We start from the raw sequence: 17,503 nt of genomic DNA, 5'->3' as shown, positions 1-17,503 counted from the left end.
CCATCAGCAGGCGTTCTTGTGGATGAAGCCGTCGCGCATGATCAGCTTGATCGCCGCGTCATGCTGGGTCAGCACCGAGACATCTTCCAGCGGGTTGCCGTCGACCAGCAGCAAGTCCGCATAGGCACTCTCCACCACTTCGCCCAGCAGGCCTTCGTGGTTCAGGATCTCGGCGCCGATCAGGGTGGCTTGTTGCACCACCTTGGCGTGGCCCAGCACCTTGGCGCGCAGCACCAGCTCGTCCGATTGCATGTAGTGCGTCTCGCCCAGCAAGTCGCTGCCAAAACCCATCTTCACGCCCGCGGCGTCCAGCACTTCCAGCGCCTTGAGGCCGTTGGTGCGCACCTTGGCAATCTTTTGCACCGATTCGTCGGGCAGACCGTACTTGGCGCCGTCGTTGGCCAGGCCTTCGTAGGTGATCAGGGTCGGCACCATGTAGGCACCCTTTTCCTGCATCAGCTTGGCGGTGGGTGCATCGACCAGATTGCCGTGCTCGATGGTGCGCACGCCGCACTCGATGGCACGGGTAATGGCCTGGGGCGTATACGCATGGGCCATCACATAGGTGTTCGCATTGTGGGCCTCTTCCACAATGGCGGTCAGCTCCGAGACCGAAAAGCCCAGATTGTTGATCGGATCGTTGGGCGAGGCCACGCCGCCCGAGGCCATCACCTTGATCTGGGTGGCGCCCTTCAGAATCTCTTCGCGCACCGCCAGGCGGCAGGCATCGACGCCATCGACCACCTTGCCGATATTGCCGATCTTGTAGGCGCAGGAGCAGGGGTCGAGCGTGTCATTGCGCGCCCGGAAATCGCCATGGCCGCCAGTTTGCGACAGCGCCTTGCCAGCGCAGAACAAGCGCGGGCCAGCCACCTGGCGCGTACGCACCCCTTCGGCCAGCGCCCAGTCGGCACCGCCGGCATCGCGCACCGAGGTAAAGCCCCGGTCGATCATGCCCTTCATGATGGGCAGCGCGCGCAGCAGCGCCAGCGCATTGGGCAGATTGGCAACCGCACCCAGGTTGAAGCCCGAGGCCATCACGTGCACATGGCAGTCGATCAGGCCGGGCATCAAGGTCATCCCCTTGGCATCGATGACGGTGGCGTCCGCCACCTCGAAGTCTTCGGCACTGATCTTTTCGATCAGACCGTTGCGCACCAAAATGGTATGAGTAGAAGTCAATACGAGATTCCGGGTGTCCAGAATCTTGGCATTGCGGATCAGGGTGGATTGCATAATCGGTTGTGGCGTTCACAGCGCCATGGTTGCCTCTAATGCCCCGAACTCTAGCCAAGCTGCAACAATATGTGGCAATGACATGACGTCATGCATCTGCCAATTCTTCCTACCATCATGAGTGGAGCTCATACCCCATGCGCCGACGCTGCCCCACGATTTCAGAGCTGAATGCCTTTTTGCTGTCGGCGCAGCACCTGTCGTTTTCCAAGGCCGCCAAGGAGCTGTTTGTCACGCAAAGCGCCATCAGCCGCCACATCGCGGGCCTGGAGGCCTACCTGGGCCACCCCTTGTTCATGCGCCGCAGCCATGGCTTGGCGCTGACCCATATCGGCGAGAACTACCTCAAACTCGTGCGCCCGGCGATGGAGTCGCTCGAACGCGCCACCACCCAGGTCATCTCCACCGCGCAGAACGCCCACCTGCTCAGCCTGTCGGTCGCGCCCACCTTTGCCGCCAACTGGCTGTTTCCCCGGCTGGAGAGCTTTCGCGCCAGCAATCCGCACATCGCCATCCACTTTGTGCGCTACAGCACCACCGACAGCGCCGAGACCGGCGATGGCTTCGATGCCTCCATCCAATACGGCTACGGCGACTGGCCGATTGCCGATGCCCAGTACCTGATCGGGCGCGAGACCAGCATCGTGTGTTCGCCCAGTTACCTGCAGCAGCACCCGATTGCGCACTTCAACGACCTCAAGCAGTGCAGCCTGCTGCAGCATATCGAGCTGCCCACCTCCTGGGACGACTGGTTCACCGCCTATGCCGGCCCCTATGAAGGCGCACGCATCGGCCCGGGCTTCAACCTCTTTACCCTCATCATCCAGGCCGCTATTGGCGGCTTGGGCGTGGCGCTGGTGCCCAGTTGCCTGCTGCAGGAGTCGCTGGCATCGCACAAGCTGGTAGAGCCCTTTGGCCAGCGCTTTGAAAGCCCGCTGGGCTACTACCTCTGTGCCCCCACCTGGCGCAGCGACATGGAAAGCTACCAGCGCTTTGGCGAATGGTTGCAGCAGGAATGCCGCCACCCTCCTACAGCCACTTGATCTGCAGCGGCAACCTGGCCGCCTCCTTTGCTTCTATGCTGGACATCAGCCCTGAGCGAAGGAGTTCCTGTGAAGACCCACCATTCCCCTTTCAACAAAATTGCCCGCTCGGTTGCCAAGTTCAGCGGCCACCCCGTCTGCTTTGTCGGTGCCCTGGCGGTCATCGTGCTCTGGGCCCTCAGCGGCCCATTCTTTGGTTTCAACGACACCTGGCAGCTGGTGATCAACACCGGCACCACCATCGTTACCTTCCTGATGGTGTTCCTGATCCAGTCCACCCAGAACAGCGATACTGAGGCCATGCAGATCAAGCTAGATGAGCTCATTCGCGCGATCGAGCCCGCCCGCAACCGCATGCTTTCACTGGAAGAGCTGGACGAAGACGAGCTGGATGCGCTGCGCAAGGAGTTCGACATTCTGGCCGACAAGGCCCGCCAGGCCGAGGACGGCAACACCACCCGCTGAGCACCCACCCAGCCTGCCCAACCACGTGCAGATACCCGCGTGGTGTCAGCGCTTGTGCTTGTTCTTGGCCCCACCCTGGCGCGCCTTGAAGCGCGGGTTGGACTTGCAGATCACATAGATGCGGCCACGGCGCTTGACCACCTGGCAATCACGGTGGCGCTTCTTGGCTTCTTTGAGCGAGGACAGGACTTGCATGGCAGAGCTTCTCCAAAACAGCAACAGAGCAAAAATGATAATAAATTATCATTATCATTTCAACCCCATTCCGTGGGATCGATGTAAAGCGCTGCATCCGCAAGCCTTCGCTCAGGATTCGCCGACGCTCCCCGTCACCGGCAACACAATGCCGGAGATATAGCTGGAGCAGGCCTGGGAGGCCAAAAACACATAGGCGGGCGCCAGCTCCTCGGGCTGGGCGGGCCGGCCCATCTGCGTGTCAGCGCCAAACTTGCGCAGGTCCTCTGGGTTTTTGTCGGCCGGGTTCAGCGGTGTCCACACCGGGCCCGGGGCCACCGCATTCACCCGTATGCCCCGCTCCATCAGGTTCTGCGCCAGCGCTTTAGTAAACGCATGGATGGCGCCCTTGGTCGCAGAGTAGTCCAGCAGCTGCTTGCTGCCGCGCAGGCCGGTAACGGAGCCGGTGTTCACAATCGCATCGCCCCGCTGCAGGTACGGAATGGCGGCCTTGACCATGTGGAAGTAGCCAAAGATATTGGTGCGAAAGGTCTCGTCGAGGCGCTCGGTGTTCAGGTCCTCAATGTCGGCCGCATGCTGCTGGAACGCAGCATTGTTGACCAGCACATTGAGCGCGCCAAATTTTTTCAGCACCTGCTTGACGGCCTTGTCGCAAAACTGCGGGTCCTGCACATTGCCGGAGATTGCCAGGCTCTGCTGGCCCTCGTCCTCGATCAGGCGGCAGGTTTCTTTCGCATCATCGTGCTCATTGAGGTAGAGGATCGCCACATTCGCGCCCTCGCGGGCAAACAGCACGGCCACCGCCCGGCCAATGCCCGAGTCGCCGCCGGTGATGACCGCCGTCTTGCCCTCGAGCTTGCCGCTGCCCCGGTAGTTGTCTGCCAGGTAGAGCGGTTGCAGATCGAGCGCTTTCTCATGCCCGGGCTTGGCCAGCTTTTTGCCAGGCATCGGCGGTGTGGGTACCTCGTGGCCGGGGCCGGGTGCGGTCTTTTTACGGGTTTTATCGTCCTTGCTGCTCTTGGCTTTTTTGGACGCCTTGGCCCGAGCGTCATTTTGGCTTTGCGCATGCTGGATGCGCTGCTGTGCAGCCACCACTTCCTCGACCGAGCGCTTTTCTGCCGCAGGCTTCTTGCTGGCGCTCTTTTTGGACTTGCTGGTGGATGGGCTCATGCTGAAACTCCTTGGATCTTGAACTCTAAAAGAATGAAACGACATACCGCAGCGGCACACCGCTGCTACATCAATCTCGACCGCCCTACATGCGCTTACCCGCTGACAAGCTTGTCCGACATACGGCCGTCGCAGCGCGCAGTACAAACAAGGCAGAAAGGAGGCCGCCATGCCAACCCCTACTACGCCCCCTCAACCGCCGGTGGCGCCACCGCCGCCGGATCTGCCCAAGCCCGAGCCCATTGATCCGCCGGACAGCACCTTGCCGATCGAGGAACCTGGGCATGAACCACCGGTGAAAGATCCGGAACCCGTCTAAACGGGCAACGCAACAGGCCAGTACACCACCCGGTGGCTGGCCTGTTTTACATCCTCAGTTTTTCTTGGCAGCGGCATTGCGCTTGCGGGTAGCCGCCGCCTTTTTGGCCGATGCGGAGCGCGCTTCGGGGCTGCGGCTGGCTGCGGCTTTTCTGGCCGCTGCCGAGCGCGCGGCTGCGAGCTGCGACCCCGGCCCTGTGGCCTTGCCCCGGCCCGATCCGGAGCGCTTGCCGCCGCCGGTAGCCTTGTTCACCGTGGCCCAGGCGCGTGCAGCGGCTTCGTCTTCCGACACGCCTTTTTTCTCGTAGCTTTTCTCGATATGGCGGGCCATGCGTTTTTGCTTATCGGTATAAGCGGATTTATCTCCTTGGGGCATCACAAATCTCCTTGGGTGCTGCGTTGAGGCGGGGTGGCTCAGGGTGGATGGGGGTTACTGCGATGGATCACCATCGGCAGGCGGGCCTCCACCACCGGGCTGGGGCTTCTTGGGGGTGGTGGGGACTGGCTTTTGCGCTTGTGGTGTAGCCAGCGCAAGGTTTGCAGGGGGCAGATGGCGCATGGGGGTTCTCCGAGGGCTGAGTCAATGCTTTCAGCCTAGCCCTGGCGCAAGGCGCTGCCTGTCAGAAAAACGCTTTGCTGCCGCTTGTTCCGCTTTACACAGGGCGTAACGGCGATGCGCGTACCTTTGCGCGCTCCCCAGGCCTACACAGCGCAGCCATAGCGCTTGCAACACTGGGCTTTTGCATGCGCTGCCTATGCCGCAGCAGGAGAACGACCATGCCCCAGCCCTACGACCCCAGCCAATCGCATACCCAGCCCCCTATCCCGGGCCAGCCCCAGCCGGCGCCTGGTGAGCCGGGCACGTATGAGCCCAGCCCTTTGCATCCCTACCCGGGCAACCCGCAGCATCCCTACCCAAGCGAGCCGGTGCACCCCTACCCAGGCAACCCCGAGCACCCCTACCCCGGCACGCAGCCAGAGCCAGCGCCCGATACGACGACGAGCCAGTCAATGTGAGTGAATGCAGCGCTTGAGCGCCTGCGGTCTTATTTCTGCGTTGCCTGCAGGAGATCCAGCCGGCGCTGCACCTGGTCGGCAAGCGCCGTATCGCCCAGCTCCCGCGCTAGGCGCTGCTGGTTGATCAGCCAGGCCATCACGGCACGGCGCCAGCCCTGGGCCGAAGCGGTGTCCACCGCCTGGGTGACGACCGCCATCGGCACCGGCCCGCGCACCGCCAACACCCCGGCAGCGACCAGGCGCGAGAGCGGGTCCTCTATCGCCGCCAGCGCAGCGTCTGCCTGCGCAGGCGCCAGCGGCGCCACCGCCTGCTGGGCCTTGGGCAGCAGCGCCACATCCCCGGCAGCCAGCTGGCCCTGCAGATAGCGCGCATAGGCCTGTTCGGCATCGGCGGCATCCTGGGCCACGGCCTCAAAGCCTGTGCAAGGGGCGGCATCCAAGGCAGCCACCTGCGCGGCGCAGCGCGCCAGCTCCAGACGGGCCAGCAAGTCGGGCCGGGCCGTGCGGCTTACCTCATCGCGTGCACGCCGCCATTCGGCATCGGCTACCCGGCTGTTGCCCGACAGGTAGGCATCGGTCGCGCGCTCGGCAGCGCCTTGTTCGTTGATCGCCCAGTCGGGCGCCTTCTTGCCGCTGGCGCAGCCGCCCAGCACAGCGGCAGCCAGCAGTGCGGCGGCCAGGCGGGTGGTGATGGCAATCATGGCGCTCATGGCAGTCGCACCTCGGCATCCTTTTTGGCAAACGGCCATTTGCGGTTCAGCTCGGTCAGCATGCCTTCCACCTTGCGCAAGTTGGCTTCCACATCGGCACGCAAATCACCCAGCTGGTGGGTGGCATCCTTTGCATTGGCGCCCACGGCCTGGGCCTCCACCAGCACCGCATCCACCTTCTTCAGGCTGCCGCGCACATCGCCCAGCACGGCATTGAGCTGCTGCACCGTGGCGCGCACTTCGGGCATCACGCCATCGGCCCCAAACACCTGCTTGTCGGCATTCTTGGCCAGGCCGTCCAGCCGCGCCAGCAGCTGGTTGGTGCGGTCCAGGGTCTGCGATATCTTGCGCGCCTCGGCGTCGCCGCCCATGACCACGCCCAGCGCGCCGCTGGGGCCGTTGAGCTTGGTGCTCAGGTCACGCAGCTGCTCCAGGGTGCCGCCCAAGGCCGAGCCAGCGGAGGTCATCATGTTCAGGTTCTCCAGCAGCTGGCGGGCATTGCTCATCAGCTGGGGTAGCTCGGCCGTCGCATCGCCCGACAGCACCGCGCGCACAGCGCCGTCCTCCAGCTGCGGGTCGTCCAGAATGCCCGAGTAGGCCTTGATCGTCGTGCCGCCCACCAGGCCCTTGACCAAGGTGAACACGCTGCTGCTACGCAGCCAGTGTGCATCTTTCTCGGGCACATCCACATGGATGCGCACCGTGCCATCGGGCGCCAGCTCGATCTTGCTGACCTTGCCGATCGCAAAGCCGGAGAAGGTCATGTCCAGCCCAATGGAGACGCCTTCGGAGTCATCGGCCGTCAGGATCAGCGACTGCTTGGGCTCAAACACGCCGCGCGCATACATCAGGTAGAAGGCCGAGCCCAGGATCAGCAGCAAGGTAAACAGCAGCAATGCCCCGGCCTTGCGCTCCAGGTGCGGCACCGGCGCCAGGCCGTCTACCGCCACACCATCGACCACGGCCATACGCCGCGCAGAGGCGGCAGAAGACGGCGGCGCGGGGCGGTCGGCAGAGTCGTGGGGTTCTGGTATTTGCATGTACCGCGATCTTACCCGGCTGGCTGCCCGCTTCAAAACAAAGCTGCAATGGGTTGTTTTGAAAGGCAGACACTCACTTTCCAGCCCAGTCGCCCGCTGCTTGCCCGTCGCTTGTTACACATCGCAGCCGCGCAAGCTCTTATACTGTACATATATACAGTTATTTGCCATGCCTAAACTCGATGCCCTGTCCCTGCCGCCCACGGTGGCCGCCCAGCTCTGGCGCGGCGACCACCTGGTGCGCGCGCCGATGGCGGGCATCCCCACTGGGTGGGATGCGCTGGATGCCGAGCTGCCTGGCAAAGGCTGGCCCAGCCAGGGCCTGACGGAGGTGCTGCAGCCCCAGGCGGGCACCTTGGAATGGCGCCTGACCGGCATGGCCCTGCAGCAGTGCCCAGCGCACAAACCTGTCATCGCACTGGGCCCGCCGCTGCCGCCCCATGCCAGCGGGCTGGCGCAAAGCGGCCTGGCGCCTGGGCAGCTGGTCTGGATCCACGGCAGCCGCCCGCAAGACCAGCTCTGGGCGCTGGAGCAGCTGCTCCGGGCCAATGCCGCAGCCGCCCTGCTGGCCTGGCTGCCCCAGGTGCAGCCCGAGCAGATACGCCGCCTGCAGATCAGCGCCCAGCAGTTTGAAGGCCTGGTGTTTGTGTTCCGGCCCGAGAGCAGCCGGCACCAGGCCTCGGCGGCGCCACTGCGCCTCTTGGTGCGCAGCAGCCAGCCCTGGTCGCTGCAGCTGGAGCTGCTCAAACGCCGGGGCCCTGTGCACGAGGGCACGCTGGAGCTGCCCGCCGTGCCGCCCAGCCTGCAAGCCGTGCTGCCCGCGCGCCTGTGGCCCGGCACCGTGCCGCAGCCAGCCACCCTTCCTTCCACCAACTCGACCCGAGCCATCCTCTTGCCAGACCATGACAGCGATCTGGGCCGCCCTGCTGCCCCAACTCCCCCACCCCGCCGCCAGCGCGCGCCCCAGTCCAGCCTGCAGCACTGAGGCCACCCCAGCCGCGCCCGCCACGCCCACGGCCCAGATGCAAGGCCTGGCACTGTGGGCGCAGCAGTTCACGCCGCGCCTGGCCTGCGTGCCCTCGGACAGTGTGTTTGGCGATGCCCTGGTGCTGGAGCTCTCGGCCAGCGAACGCCTGTTTGGCGGCCGCCAGCAACTGGCCCGGCGCCTGTTGCGCGAGAGCCGGCAGCTGGGCGTGCAGGCCATCAGCTGGGCCCCCACCAGCCTGGCGGCCATTGCGCTGGCGCGCTGCGGCATCCGCCACGGCATGGGCCAGCCGCTGCCCCAGATGCTGGCGCCCCTGCCCTTGCAGGCCATCGATGCAGTGGCCCGCCATGCCGAGCTGCTGAGCCAGCTGGGCTGCCAGAGCCTGGGCGCCGTGCATGCGCTGCCCCGGGGCGCGCTGGCCCGGCGCATGGATACGGACATCCTGAAAGCCCTTGACCAGGCCCATGGCCTGCTGCCCGACCGCTACCCCTGGATCCAGTTGCCCGCCCGCTTTGATGCCCGGCTGGAGCTGCCCATGCGCATCGACCAGGCCGATGCGCTGATGCACGGCGCGCGCCAGCTGCTGCTGCAGCTGTGCGGCTGGCTGGCGGCGCAGCGGGCGGGCGTACGCAGCTTTCGGCTGTGCTGGTGCCATGATGCGATGCGCTCCCGCCATGTAGGCGATGGCGGTGAGCTGACCATCCACACCGCCAGCACCACGCGCGATCTGCAGCACCTGTGCCGCCTGCTGCAAGAGCACCTGGCCCATGTGCAGCTGCAAGCCCCTGTCGGCGAGCTGCGCCTGCATGCCGATGCCCCCGAAGCGTTGCAAGAGCGCAGTGCCAGCCTGCTGCCCGACAAAACCGCCGATGGCGAAAGCCTGGAGCAGGTGCTCGAACGCATCACCGCCCGCCTGGGCGAAGACCAGGTGCAGCGCCCGCTGCTGCGGCCCGACCACCGCCCCGAGTGGCAGGTGCAGTGGCTGCCCGCGCAGCCAGCCGGCAAGGCCAAGGCCGCCCCGCCCGCTGCACAGCCCCATTCACGGCTGCATGCACCGCTGCATGTGCCGCCCCTTGCGCAGCCCAGCTTCTTGCTGCCCACCCCCCTGCAACTGCTGCAGGACAGCCAGAGCCGGCCGCTCTACCACGGCCCCTTGCAGCTGCTGCTGGGCCCGCAGCGCATCGAAGGCGGCTGGTGGCACCGCAGCCCTGGTTTTTTGCCGGCGGCCGACTCGGATGGCGACACCCACATCGATGAGGCGGCCCCCGGCAGCGATCACAGCGATCACCGCAAAGATCCGCCCCAACCCGCCCCCATCACCCAAACCGCCCACACCGCGCTGCGTGATTACTGGGTCGCCCACAGCCCGCATGCCGGCTTGCTGTGGATCTTCCACACCCGCTTGTCCGCCAACAGCGGCGCCTGGTTTCTGCATGGCCGCTTTGCCTGAGCAGCGCCGCACCCGTCTAGAGCCATGGCCACGCGTCCCAAACTCTCCATCCCCCACTACGCCGAGCTGTGGTGCCTGAGCAATTTCAGCTTTCTGCGCGGCGCCAGCCACCCGCATGAGCTGGTCGACCGCGCCCATACCCAAGGCTACCGCGCGCTGGCCCTGACCGATGAATGCTCGCTCGCCGGCATCGTGCGCGCCCATGTCGCAGCGCGTGACTGCGGGCTGCCGCTGATCGTGGGCGCGCAGTTTGAGGTGCAGCCCAGCGATGCGGCCGCGCCCGCCTTCATCCTCGTGGCACTGGCCTGCAACCTGCATGGCTATGGCAACCTCTGCGCCCTCATCACCCAACTGCGGCGCAAATCGCCCAAGGGCAGCTATGCGCTGGCGCAATCGGCCATCCACCCACGCGCGCTGCAAGACTGCCTGCTGCTGCTCGCCCCCAGCCGCCAGGCCAGCCCGGCGCAAACCCAGGCCCAGGCCGCCTGGCTGCAGCAGCACTTTGCCGGCCGCTGCTGGCTGGCCGTGCAGCTCGATCGCAGCCTGGGCGACGAGGCCTGGCTGGCGCAGATGCGCGCGGCGGGCAGCAGCAGTGGCGTGCCGCTGGTGGCCGCTGGCAATGTGCACATGCATGTGCGCTCGCGCAAGCCCATGCAGGATGTGCTGACCGCCATCCGCCTGCGCCGCCCGCTGACCGACTGCGGCTACGCGCTGCAGCCCAATGCCGAGCAGCACCTGCGCAGCCGGCTGCGGCTGGCGCAGATGTACCCGCCCGATCTGCTAGGCGCCACCCTGGACATTGCCGCGCGTTGCCAGTTCTCGCTGACCGAGCTGCGCTACCAGTACCCCGACGAGGTGGTGCCGCCCCAGCTCACACCAGCGGCCTATCTGCGCCAGCTCAGCTACGAAGGGGCGGCCCGCCGCTGGCCGCAAGGCACGCCGCCGCAGGTGCAGGCCACCTTGGAAAAAGAGCTGGCCCTTATCTCCGAGCTGCAGTACGAGCACTACTTTTTGACCGTCTACGACATCGTGCGCTTTGCCCGCAGCAAGGACATCCTCTGCCAGGGCCGGGGCTCGGCCGCCAACTCGGCGGTCTGCTTTTGCCTGGGCATCACCGAGGTCGATCCGGACAAGACCCGGGTGCTGTTCGAGCGCTTTATCAGCAAGGAGCGCAACGAGCCGCCCGATATCGATGTCGACTTTGAGCATGCCCGGCGCGAAGAGGTCATCCAGTACCTGTACAAGAAATACGGCCTGCACCGCGCAGGCCTCACTGCCGTCGTCATCCGCTACCGGCGCAAATCCGCGATCCGCGATGTGGCCAAGGCGCTGGGCTTTGCGCCGCCCAGCATCGATCTGCTGGCACGCGACCATTCGCGCTGGGACGACGAGTTGCTGCGGGCCGAAGCGCTGGCCCAGTGCGGCCTGCAGGCGGGTGACCTGGCCGTGCGCCAGCTGCAGGAGCTGGTCGAGACCCTGCGCGATTTTCCGCGCCACCTGTCCCAGCATGTGGGCGGCTTTGTGCTCACGCGCGGCCCGCTCTCGCGCATCGTGCCGATCGAGCGCGCCAGCATGGAAAACCGCACCGTCATCCAGTGGGACAAGGACGACCTCGATGCCGTGGGCCTGCTCAAGGTCGATGTGCTGGCGCTGGGCATGCTCACCGCGCTGCAAAAAATGCTGCACCTGGTGGGCGCACGCCAGGGCCGCAGCTTTGCGCTGGGCGATATCCCGCACGGAGACACCGCCACCTACGACATGATCTGCGCGGCTGACACCATCGGCGTCTTCCAGATCGAGAGCCGCGCCCAGATGAGCATGCTGCCGCGCCTGCGGCCCAGGGAGTTCTACGACCTGGTGATCGAGGTCGCGCTGGTGCGGCCCGGCCCCATCCAGGGCGGCATGGTCCACCCCTATCTGCGCCGCCGCCAGGGGCTGGAAGAAATCCAGTACGAAAGCGAGCTGCTGCGCCCGGCACTGGAGCGCACCCTGGGCGTGCCCATCTTCCAGGAGCAGGTGATGCAGATCGCCATCGATGCGGCCGGCTTCAGCGCCGGCGAGGCCGACCAGCTGCGCCGCTCGATGGCGGCCTGGCGCCGCACCGGCAACCTGCAAAAGTACTATGACAAGATCATCAACGGCATGACCGGCAATGGCTACTCGCAGGCCTTTGCCGAATCGATCTTTCAGCAGATCCAGGGCTTTTCGGAATACGGTTTTCCGGAGAGCCATGCCGCCAGCTTTGCGATCCTGGTGTACTTCAGCGCCTGGATCAAATGCCACTACCCGGCCGAGTTTCTGGTGGCCATGATCAACAGCCAGCCGCTGGGCTTTTACAGCAACAGCCAGCTGATCCAGGACGCCCAGCGCCATGGCGTGCAGGTACTGCCCGTCGATGTGATGCACAGCGCCATGGACTGCAGCACCGAAGCGGCCAGCGGCCCCCACCCCGCCGTGCGCCTGGGCCTGCGCCTGGTCAAGCAGCTGCAGCAGACACAAGTCGAGCGCCTGCTGCAGGCCCGCAGCGCCGCCCCCTTCGACAGCGCCCAGGACCTGGCCCGCCGCGCCCAGCTGGACGCCCCGGCGATGAAGTACCTGGCCGCCGCCGATGCCCTGGCCAGCCTTGAAGGCCACCGCCGCAACCAGCTCTGGCACGCCTCCGCACCGCTGCACCACAGCCGCCTGCTGCGCGCAGCCCCCATCGACGAGGAAGAGCTGCAACTGCCCGCCGCCAGTGAGCAGGAAGACATCCACTGGGACTATGCCGCGCTGGGCCTGAGCCTGCGCCGCCACCCCATGGCCTTGCTGCGCGAACGCCTGCAGCGCCACCGCTTCCAAACCCAGGCCGAGCTGCGCGAAGCGCGCGACGGCAGCTGGGTGCGCGCCTGCGGCATCGTCACCCTGCGCCAGCAACCACCCACTGCCAAGGGCGTCGTCTTTATCACCCTGGAGGACGAAACCGGCAACCTGCAAGTCATCTGCTGGCCCCATCTGCGCAGCGCCCAGCGCGATGCCCTGCTGCACGCCCAGTTCCTGGCCGTGCAAGGCCGCTGGCAGCGCAGCGGCGAGGTCGGCAACCTGATCGCGCACCAGTTGCGGGATGTCTCGGACTGGTATGACAGCCTGCGGATTCGGAGCCGGGATTTTCGGTGAGGGGGACTGGCCCTGACCAAGGGCAGTCCAAAGATAGGCTGATTTCGTCAACCTAACCAGGGGCAGTCCAACCAACAGCACAAGAGTGTCTAGCAAAGCCTGGGCGATTCACGGATTGGTAGCACCACGTCAATCCATGCCGAGCGATATCAGGTGCCGATGCGGCTGCAGCGGATGAAGTGAACACGGGCGCTCGTCATCGCAGAACTCCGCTGCTGCCCGCTTGGCATCAGCGGCCCAAGGCCGTCTCATGCAGGTACTGCCAGCGCACGGCCCCATCGGCGCAATCAACAATCGCCGTGGCCCAGCGCACCATGGCTGTGCCGTTCAGATGGTGGGTCTCCTGGTAGCGCAGCGCCACGCTGCTAGCGGCTTGCCAGACGCTGCTCACCTCACTGATCTCAATGCGCAGCCCGGGCCGACCGGCAGCGGCCTGCTGGAACATGGCAGCCACCTGCGGCAGCTGCACCACGGCACCAGCAGTGGTGACCATGCTGAAGCCTTCCGCAAATACGGGCATCAGCTGGTCAATGGCGGCCCGCGCCATGCCCGGCGCGCCGGCAAAAATGGTTTGGATCAGTTCGTGCACGTCGTAGACACTGCGCTCGGCAGCCTGGGTGTAGGGATTATTCATGGTGGGTTTTTTCTGCAGGCAAGCTGCGTAGTGGAAGAAGGGGAAGCAATCCCAGCAAGGCGGCGATCGCAAATGTGAGGTGATAGGCCTGGGGCGCAGACCAGCGCTGGGCAAGCAGATTGAAAAGCATCAGCAGCAGCGCCGCGCCCACGCTGAAGGCCATTTGGCGGTTGATGTTCCACAGCACACTGGCCTTGTGGGTTTGGGCGCCGTCAAAATCCATCAGCGCCGTGGTCTGCGCGGTGTTGGCGCCCATCCCGCCGCCTGTGCCCATCAGCGCATAGGCCAGGATGAGGATCGGCAGATCCTGTGTGGAATCCACCGCCGCCAGCGCCGCAATGCCCAGGCTGTGCAGCAGCATCGAAAGCACAAACAGCCGCCCAGCCCCCACCCGGTTGTACAGGCGCCCGCACAGCACCATGGCCACCAGCGCCCCTGCGGCATACACCACCATGAAGCGCCCCGTCTGCGCCGCTCCCATATGGAGCAGGTCTTGCAGATAAAAGATATTGAGCAGGTTCACGCCGGTAAAAATGCCGGGGATGGCGTAGTACACCCAGATCGACAGCGCGAGCCGCGGGCTTTGGAGCAAACGCACATCCACAATGGCATCGGCCACCTTGCGGGAATGGCTGGCATAAAGGCGGGCCAACAGCAGCGCAGCCCCCAAACAAGCCAATGCCACCACGCCCGCTTGGCCCGCACCGTAGAGCGACATGCCGAGCAAGGCACTGGCCAGCGCGGCGCTGATCAGCAGCAGGCCGAGCAGGTCGGGCCGCGTCTGCGCTGGCCTGGGCTCCTCGCGCAGCCACAGCCATGACAACGCAGCGGCCGCCAGGGCCAGCGGAATATTGGCGTGGAACACCCAGCGCCAGGAGGCCTGATCCACGATCCAGCCGCCCAGGCTGGGAGACAGCGCGGGCGCCAGCAGGGCCACTGCCATGACCAGGGTCGAGATGCGGGCCCGCTCGGCGCCTTGGAAACGGTTGAAGGTCATCGCCTGGCCCACAGGGATCAGCAAGCCCCCAGCCATGCCTTGCACAAAGCGCCAGCCCACCATCTGGCCAAAACTGCTGGCCTCGCCGCATGCCCAAACAGCCCCCGCAACCACCAGCATCGATGCTGCCAGCATGCGCCGAGCGCCCCAGCGGCTGGCCAGCCAGGGACTGAGCGGAATGACAAGGGTCAGCCCGAGGATGTAGGCATTCGCGACCCAGGCGCTGGCCGCGCTGCCGATCTGGAACGCGGCGGCCATGCGTGGCAAGGCCACGGCGGGCATGAAGATGTTGATGCAGTCAATAAAAAATCCCAGCAAGAACACGGTGGCAATGCGGTAGCGGTACGTCATCTTGGATCCCTTTGGCCCAGGATGGTAGGCAGGGCTGCGCGGCCCGTCGATACCGCTATGCTTGAAACTTTGTTTGGCCAGATTGAACAATGAACCGCATCGCTCTCTCCACCCAGCTGCACCGCGTGCAGACCTTTCTGGCCGTTGTCGAGCTGGGCTCGTACACCAAGGCGGCCGATTACCTGTCCATCAGCAAGGCCATGGCCAGCCTGCATGTCAAAGCCCTGGAAGAGGCCCTGGCCGTCACGCTGCTGCTGCGCAGCACACGCAGCATTGCGCTGACCGAAGCGGGCCAGAACTTCTACGATGAGTTCAAGGAGCTGGTCGGCCAGCTGGAGAGCAAGTTTGACATGGCCATGCAGGGCCGCAAGCGCATCTCAGGCACCTTGCGCCTGAGCACCACGGGCGAATATGGCGAGCGCTACATCCTGCCGCTGGTGGCCAGGTTCGTGCAGCAGTACCCGGCCATCTCCATCCGCTACGACACCAACTCCTCGCTGAGCGACCTGATTGCAGAAAAGCTCGACCTGGTGGTGCGCCTGGGCAGCCTGGCCGATTCGGATTTCAAGAGCCGCAAACTGGACGATTACGACATCGTGCTCGTCGCCTCGCCTGCGTTGCTCAAAAGGCATCCGGTGCGGCAGCCCGCTGATCTGGCCCCGCTCCCCTGGATTGCCAACAGCAATCTTCACAGCCCCACGCACTGGATCCTGCGCGGCCCCCAGGACAAGGAGACCGAGGTCAAAGGCAGCGCCGCCCACCATGCCAACACCTCCGCCGCTATCCGCCTGATGGCGCTGTCATCGCTGGGCATCGCGGTGCTGCCGGCCTGGCTGGTCGAGCAGGACCTGCACAGCGGCGCATTGCAGCAGCTGCTGCCCGGCTACAGCCTGCCACGCCAGTCGATCAGCGCTGTTTTTCCCAACAGCCCCCACCTGCCGCACAAGACCCGCGCCTTTATCGACTTTCTCAGCAAGCACCTGGGGCAACGGCGCACAGGCTAGGCCAGGCTTAACTTCACATTGCGGCCTCAACTGGGATCAGTGCGTTAGTCAGCATGAAAAAAACCCTCCGAAGAGGGCTTGGCCACTAGGCAGTGTGGCGCTTTCTGCTGAAGAACCCGGCCAGGCCCAGCGTCAGCATCGACAGCAAGCCGATGCCCCAACCAGCCAGCCCGGGTACAGGCGTTGGCGCAGCCGGCTCGGGTGGCGTGACCTTGGCAGGAATGTGCAAGGTCACGGTGACAGGATCGGTCGTACAGGCAGGCGTAGGGGTCGACGTATCACAGACCCTGTACTGGAAAGTCACATCGCCAAAGTACACGCCGTCGGGTGTGTAGAGAATCAGCTCGGGGTGGCTGGGATCGGGGATGCTCAGCGCGCCATACTGCGGCGCGCTCAACAACTGAACCGATGCCTTGTTGATGGCGCTGCCGCCGCCTTCCACATAGTCGTTGGCGGTGACATCGGGAATCGCAAAGGCATCCGAGATATTGGGCAAGCTGTGCTCATCATCAACGCCCTTGACCACCTCGGCGGCTGGAACCTGTGAGGCAGTTACCAGAATATTGTCAAAGGCCGCATAAGACTGGTCAGTCTCCAGCTCCCAGACCACGCCCAGGCGCTGGGTTGAACTGTTAAAGCCCATGTTCGCCATATCCAAGGCATAGTGCATCGCATGCCAGTCAAACGACAGGCCATCCGGCGAAGCGCTGGAGAAAGAAAACACCTCTGTGCGCACAGGGCTGGCAGGCACCGCATTGATATTCACCGAAGACTCCGCAGCCGCGTTATCCACCAAGACAAAGCTGTCACCAGCTTCAAGCCGGTAGAAACGGAATTTGACGCTGTAGTCTTTGTTCGGTCTGTTGATCCACAGCTTGTTGTAGAAGTCGCCAGGGTTGGCGGGGTTGGCGCCATCGAGCTGCACGGCAAGCCCAGACCAATCCATCGACAGATCCATGAACTGCTGGCCTTGTGTCGGAAAAACCAGGCCCACCGCCTCTCGGTGCCGATAGTCACCGGACTGACGAACAATACCACCCGTGAATCGGTTCAAAGGGCGCGAATCATCGGCATAGCCGGTGCCTTGCCAAGCCGGCGAGTGGCTGGCATTGGCGGTAGGATTGTTGACCGCCTTGGTACACAGGCGATCGGCCGTTTTGACTTGAACGAACGAAAAGCCGTTGGCCGGATCGCTGTAATTTTGAGAGAAAGTCCCGTAGTTGTTACTCCCCGCCGGGGTGCCACCGCCATCTTTGCAAATCTCTGCCGCGTACTGCGCTGCGTTGGGCGTTTCAAAATCGTTCTGGTACACCGTGATCAGCCCCTGGGCAAAGAGGCTGGAGGTGGCCAGCAACATGGCCGAGGAAACAACGATGTTCCGGGCGTTCCGCTGACGAGTCATAACACTTCCTTGGCAATCATGTTAGGCACCATCAATACATTTGATCGTGCTGATAAAGCAAAAGACGAAGTCTATTTAGCAAAGCTTGGGGAAACACATGATGAAGGTCAAATAACGTGAATCAATGACCGTTTCATCCGGTTTGTCGCGGTCTGTGGCGCAGACCTCATACACCGGCCAGTGTAAATGTATTTATTTGTTTCCAATTCACTGGTCTATATGTATCCCGTGGCTGCCATTGATGTATCGGCAGACCTCTGCGCGTCGCCAGCATTGAGCAAGGGCCGCCTTGCCCCCAGAAAAATGCACCACCAGCCTTTGCAGACCGGTGGT

18 protein-coding genes are annotated in these 17,503 nt (G+C 64.5%); 8 read left to right on the top strand and 10 right to left on the bottom strand.

Annotated features, from left to right (window positions below; genetic code table 11):
- Nucleotides 1-3: 3 nt before the first annotated feature.
- A complete protein-coding gene (locus ACPEE1_RS08115; RefSeq protein WP_116925899.1) occupies nucleotides 4-1,236 on the bottom strand; it encodes a metal-dependent hydrolase family protein in 1,233 nt (410 codons plus the stop codon).
- A gap of 137 nt (nucleotides 1,237-1,373) precedes the next feature.
- Between ACPEE1_RS08115 and ACPEE1_RS08110 the strand changes: the two genes are divergently transcribed.
- Together ACPEE1_RS08110 and ACPEE1_RS08105 are read left to right on the top strand one after the other, a co-directional pair.
- Nucleotides 1,374-2,279: a LysR substrate-binding domain-containing protein gene (locus ACPEE1_RS08110; protein ID WP_232539399.1), complete on the top strand. Its 906-nt coding sequence runs from the start codon at nucleotides 1,374-1,376 to the stop codon at nucleotides 2,277-2,279.
- Nucleotides 2,280-2,348: 69 nt separating this feature from the next.
- On the top strand, nucleotides 2,349-2,744 hold the full coding sequence (locus ACPEE1_RS08105; protein ID WP_116925898.1) for a low affinity iron permease family protein: 396 nt from the start codon (nucleotides 2,349-2,351) through the stop codon (nucleotides 2,742-2,744).
- A gap of 45 nt (nucleotides 2,745-2,789) precedes the next feature.
- Here the strand turns inward: ACPEE1_RS08105 and ykgO are convergent, their stop codons facing one another.
- Entirely contained in the window at nucleotides 2,790-2,939 is a 150-nt protein-coding gene (gene ykgO / locus ACPEE1_RS08100; RefSeq protein ID WP_116925897.1) for a type B 50S ribosomal protein L36, read from the bottom strand.
- A 111-nt stretch (nucleotides 2,940-3,050) separates the two neighbouring features.
- On the bottom strand, nucleotides 3,051-4,109 hold the full coding sequence (locus ACPEE1_RS08095; protein ID WP_116925896.1) for an SDR family oxidoreductase: 1,059 nt from the start codon (nucleotides 4,107-4,109) through the stop codon (nucleotides 3,051-3,053).
- Nucleotides 4,110-4,278: 169 nt separating this feature from the next.
- Between ACPEE1_RS08095 and ACPEE1_RS08090 the strand changes: the two genes are divergently transcribed.
- Nucleotides 4,279-4,428: a hypothetical protein gene (locus ACPEE1_RS08090; protein WP_165841178.1), complete on the top strand. Its 150-nt coding sequence runs from the start codon at nucleotides 4,279-4,281 to the stop codon at nucleotides 4,426-4,428.
- A 54-nt stretch (nucleotides 4,429-4,482) separates the two neighbouring features.
- On the opposite strand, the gene ACPEE1_RS08085 is transcribed toward ACPEE1_RS08090, so the two are convergent.
- Together ACPEE1_RS08085 and ACPEE1_RS08080 are read right to left on the bottom strand one after the other, a co-directional pair.
- Nucleotides 4,483-4,803: a plasmid stabilization protein gene (locus ACPEE1_RS08085; RefSeq protein ID WP_116925895.1), complete on the bottom strand. Its 321-nt coding sequence runs from the start codon at nucleotides 4,801-4,803 to the stop codon at nucleotides 4,483-4,485.
- A gap of 54 nt (nucleotides 4,804-4,857) precedes the next feature.
- A complete protein-coding gene (locus tag ACPEE1_RS08080; protein ID WP_260719959.1) occupies nucleotides 4,858-4,986 on the bottom strand; it encodes a hypothetical protein in 129 nt (42 codons plus the stop codon).
- A gap of 218 nt (nucleotides 4,987-5,204) precedes the next feature.
- Between ACPEE1_RS08080 and ACPEE1_RS08075 the strand changes: the two genes are divergently transcribed.
- A complete protein-coding gene (locus ACPEE1_RS08075; protein ID WP_182342884.1) occupies nucleotides 5,205-5,444 on the top strand; it encodes a hypothetical protein in 240 nt (79 codons plus the stop codon).
- Nucleotides 5,445-5,473: 29 nt separating this feature from the next.
- Here the strand turns inward: ACPEE1_RS08075 and ACPEE1_RS08070 are convergent, their stop codons facing one another.
- Both ACPEE1_RS08070 and ACPEE1_RS08065 read right to left on the bottom strand, forming a co-directional pair.
- Nucleotides 5,474-6,154 (bottom strand): hypothetical protein, encoded by a 681-nt coding sequence (locus tag ACPEE1_RS08070; protein WP_423935893.1) that lies wholly within the window; start codon nucleotides 6,152-6,154, stop codon nucleotides 5,474-5,476.
- Complete coding sequence (locus ACPEE1_RS08065; protein ID WP_409935168.1) at nucleotides 6,151-7,194, bottom strand: MlaD family protein; 1,044 nt, start codon at nucleotides 7,192-7,194, stop codon at nucleotides 6,151-6,153. Before ACPEE1_RS08065 ends, ACPEE1_RS08070 begins: the two co-directional genes overlap by 4 nt.
- A gap of 169 nt (nucleotides 7,195-7,363) precedes the next feature.
- Between ACPEE1_RS08065 and imuA the strand changes: the two genes are divergently transcribed.
- Genes imuA through ACPEE1_RS08050 form a run of 3 tightly spaced genes read left to right on the top strand, consistent with a single transcriptional unit; the run spans nucleotide 7,364 to nucleotide 12,782 of the window.
- Nucleotides 7,364-8,179, top strand: coding sequence for a translesion DNA synthesis-associated protein ImuA (gene imuA, locus ACPEE1_RS08060; RefSeq protein ID WP_182342886.1), 816 nt, complete (start codon nucleotides 7,364-7,366; stop codon nucleotides 8,177-8,179).
- Nucleotides 8,097-9,629 (top strand): Y-family DNA polymerase, encoded by a 1,533-nt coding sequence (locus ACPEE1_RS08055; protein WP_232539401.1) that lies wholly within the window; start codon nucleotides 8,097-8,099, stop codon nucleotides 9,627-9,629. Before imuA ends, ACPEE1_RS08055 begins: the two co-directional genes overlap by 83 nt.
- Before the next feature lie 24 nt (nucleotides 9,630-9,653).
- Nucleotides 9,654-12,782 carry an error-prone DNA polymerase gene (locus ACPEE1_RS08050; protein ID WP_423935890.1) on the top strand — a complete coding sequence of 1,043 codons (3,129 nt, stop codon included), beginning with the start codon at nucleotides 9,654-9,656 and terminating at the stop codon, nucleotides 12,780-12,782.
- Nucleotides 12,783-13,011: 229 nt separating this feature from the next.
- Here the strand turns inward: ACPEE1_RS08050 and ACPEE1_RS08045 are convergent, their stop codons facing one another.
- Nucleotides 13,012-13,416: a DUF4440 domain-containing protein gene (locus tag ACPEE1_RS08045; RefSeq protein ID WP_423935888.1), complete on the bottom strand. Its 405-nt coding sequence runs from the start codon at nucleotides 13,414-13,416 to the stop codon at nucleotides 13,012-13,014.
- Nucleotides 13,409-14,764, bottom strand: a complete 1,356-nt coding sequence (locus tag ACPEE1_RS08040) for an MFS transporter (RefSeq protein WP_423935886.1) — start codon at nucleotides 14,762-14,764, stop codon at nucleotides 13,409-13,411. Before ACPEE1_RS08040 ends, ACPEE1_RS08045 begins: the two co-directional genes overlap by 8 nt.
- A gap of 89 nt (nucleotides 14,765-14,853) precedes the next feature.
- Between ACPEE1_RS08040 and ACPEE1_RS08035 the strand changes: the two genes are divergently transcribed.
- Nucleotides 14,854-15,768 carry a LysR family transcriptional regulator gene (locus ACPEE1_RS08035; RefSeq protein ID WP_116925888.1) on the top strand — a complete coding sequence of 305 codons (915 nt, stop codon included), beginning with the start codon at nucleotides 14,854-14,856 and terminating at the stop codon, nucleotides 15,766-15,768.
- Nucleotides 15,769-15,853: 85 nt separating this feature from the next.
- On the opposite strand, the gene ACPEE1_RS08030 is transcribed toward ACPEE1_RS08035, so the two are convergent.
- The gene (locus tag ACPEE1_RS08030) at nucleotides 15,854-17,170 is read right to left on the bottom strand and encodes an Ig-like domain-containing protein (RefSeq protein WP_133248135.1); all 1,317 of its coding nucleotides are present in this window, start codon (nucleotides 17,168-17,170) and stop codon (nucleotides 15,854-15,856) included.
- Nucleotides 17,171-17,503: the final 333 nt, after the last annotated feature.

Source organism: Comamonas sp. 23, assembly GCF_049601575.1.
Lineage (GTDB): Bacteria > Pseudomonadota > Gammaproteobacteria > Burkholderiales > Burkholderiaceae_C > Comamonas > Comamonas squillarum.
The sequence above is the reverse complement of the archived record's forward strand: the minus strand, read 5'-3'. Positions and strand labels throughout refer to the sequence as shown.

Bases quoted from the DNA above. Each gene is read 5' to 3' on its own strand.
- ACPEE1_RS08115 (WP_116925899.1), bottom strand. From the start codon at position 1,236: ATGCAATCCACCCTGATCCGCAATGCCAAGATTCTGGACACCCGGAAT.
- ACPEE1_RS08110 (WP_232539399.1), top strand. From the start codon at position 1,374: ATGCGCCGACGCTGCCCCACGATTTCAGAGCTGAATGCCTTTTTGCTG.
- ykgO (WP_116925897.1), bottom strand. From the start codon at position 2,939: ATGCAAGTCCTGTCCTCGCTCAAAGAAGCCAAGAAGCGCCACCGTGAT.
- ACPEE1_RS08095 (WP_116925896.1), bottom strand. From the start codon at position 4,109: ATGAGCCCATCCACCAGCAAGTCCAAAAAGAGCGCCAGCAAGAAGCCT.
- ACPEE1_RS08090 (WP_165841178.1), top strand. From the start codon at position 4,279: ATGCCAACCCCTACTACGCCCCCTCAACCGCCGGTGGCGCCACCGCCG.
- ACPEE1_RS08085 (WP_116925895.1), bottom strand. From the start codon at position 4,803: ATGCCCCAAGGAGATAAATCCGCTTATACCGATAAGCAAAAACGCATG.
- ACPEE1_RS08080 (WP_260719959.1), bottom strand. From the start codon at position 4,986: ATGCGCCATCTGCCCCCTGCAAACCTTGCGCTGGCTACACCACAAGCG.
- ACPEE1_RS08075 (WP_182342884.1), top strand. From the start codon at position 5,205: ATGCCCCAGCCCTACGACCCCAGCCAATCGCATACCCAGCCCCCTATC.
- ACPEE1_RS08070 (WP_423935893.1), bottom strand. From the start codon at position 6,154: ATGAGCGCCATGATTGCCATCACCACCCGCCTGGCCGCCGCACTGCTG.
- ACPEE1_RS08065 (WP_409935168.1), bottom strand. From the start codon at position 7,194: ATGCAAATACCAGAACCCCACGACTCTGCCGACCGCCCCGCGCCGCCG.
- imuA (WP_182342886.1), top strand. From the start codon at position 7,364: ATGCCTAAACTCGATGCCCTGTCCCTGCCGCCCACGGTGGCCGCCCAG.
- ACPEE1_RS08055 (WP_232539401.1), top strand. From the start codon at position 8,097: ATGACAGCGATCTGGGCCGCCCTGCTGCCCCAACTCCCCCACCCCGCC.
- ACPEE1_RS08050 (WP_423935890.1), top strand. From the start codon at position 9,654: ATGGCCACGCGTCCCAAACTCTCCATCCCCCACTACGCCGAGCTGTGG.
- ACPEE1_RS08045 (WP_423935888.1), bottom strand. From the start codon at position 13,416: ATGAATAATCCCTACACCCAGGCTGCCGAGCGCAGTGTCTACGACGTG.
- ACPEE1_RS08040 (WP_423935886.1), bottom strand. From the start codon at position 14,764: ATGACGTACCGCTACCGCATTGCCACCGTGTTCTTGCTGGGATTTTTT.
- ACPEE1_RS08035 (WP_116925888.1), top strand. From the start codon at position 14,854: ATGAACCGCATCGCTCTCTCCACCCAGCTGCACCGCGTGCAGACCTTT.
- ACPEE1_RS08030 (WP_133248135.1), bottom strand. From the start codon at position 17,170: ATGACTCGTCAGCGGAACGCCCGGAACATCGTTGTTTCCTCGGCCATG.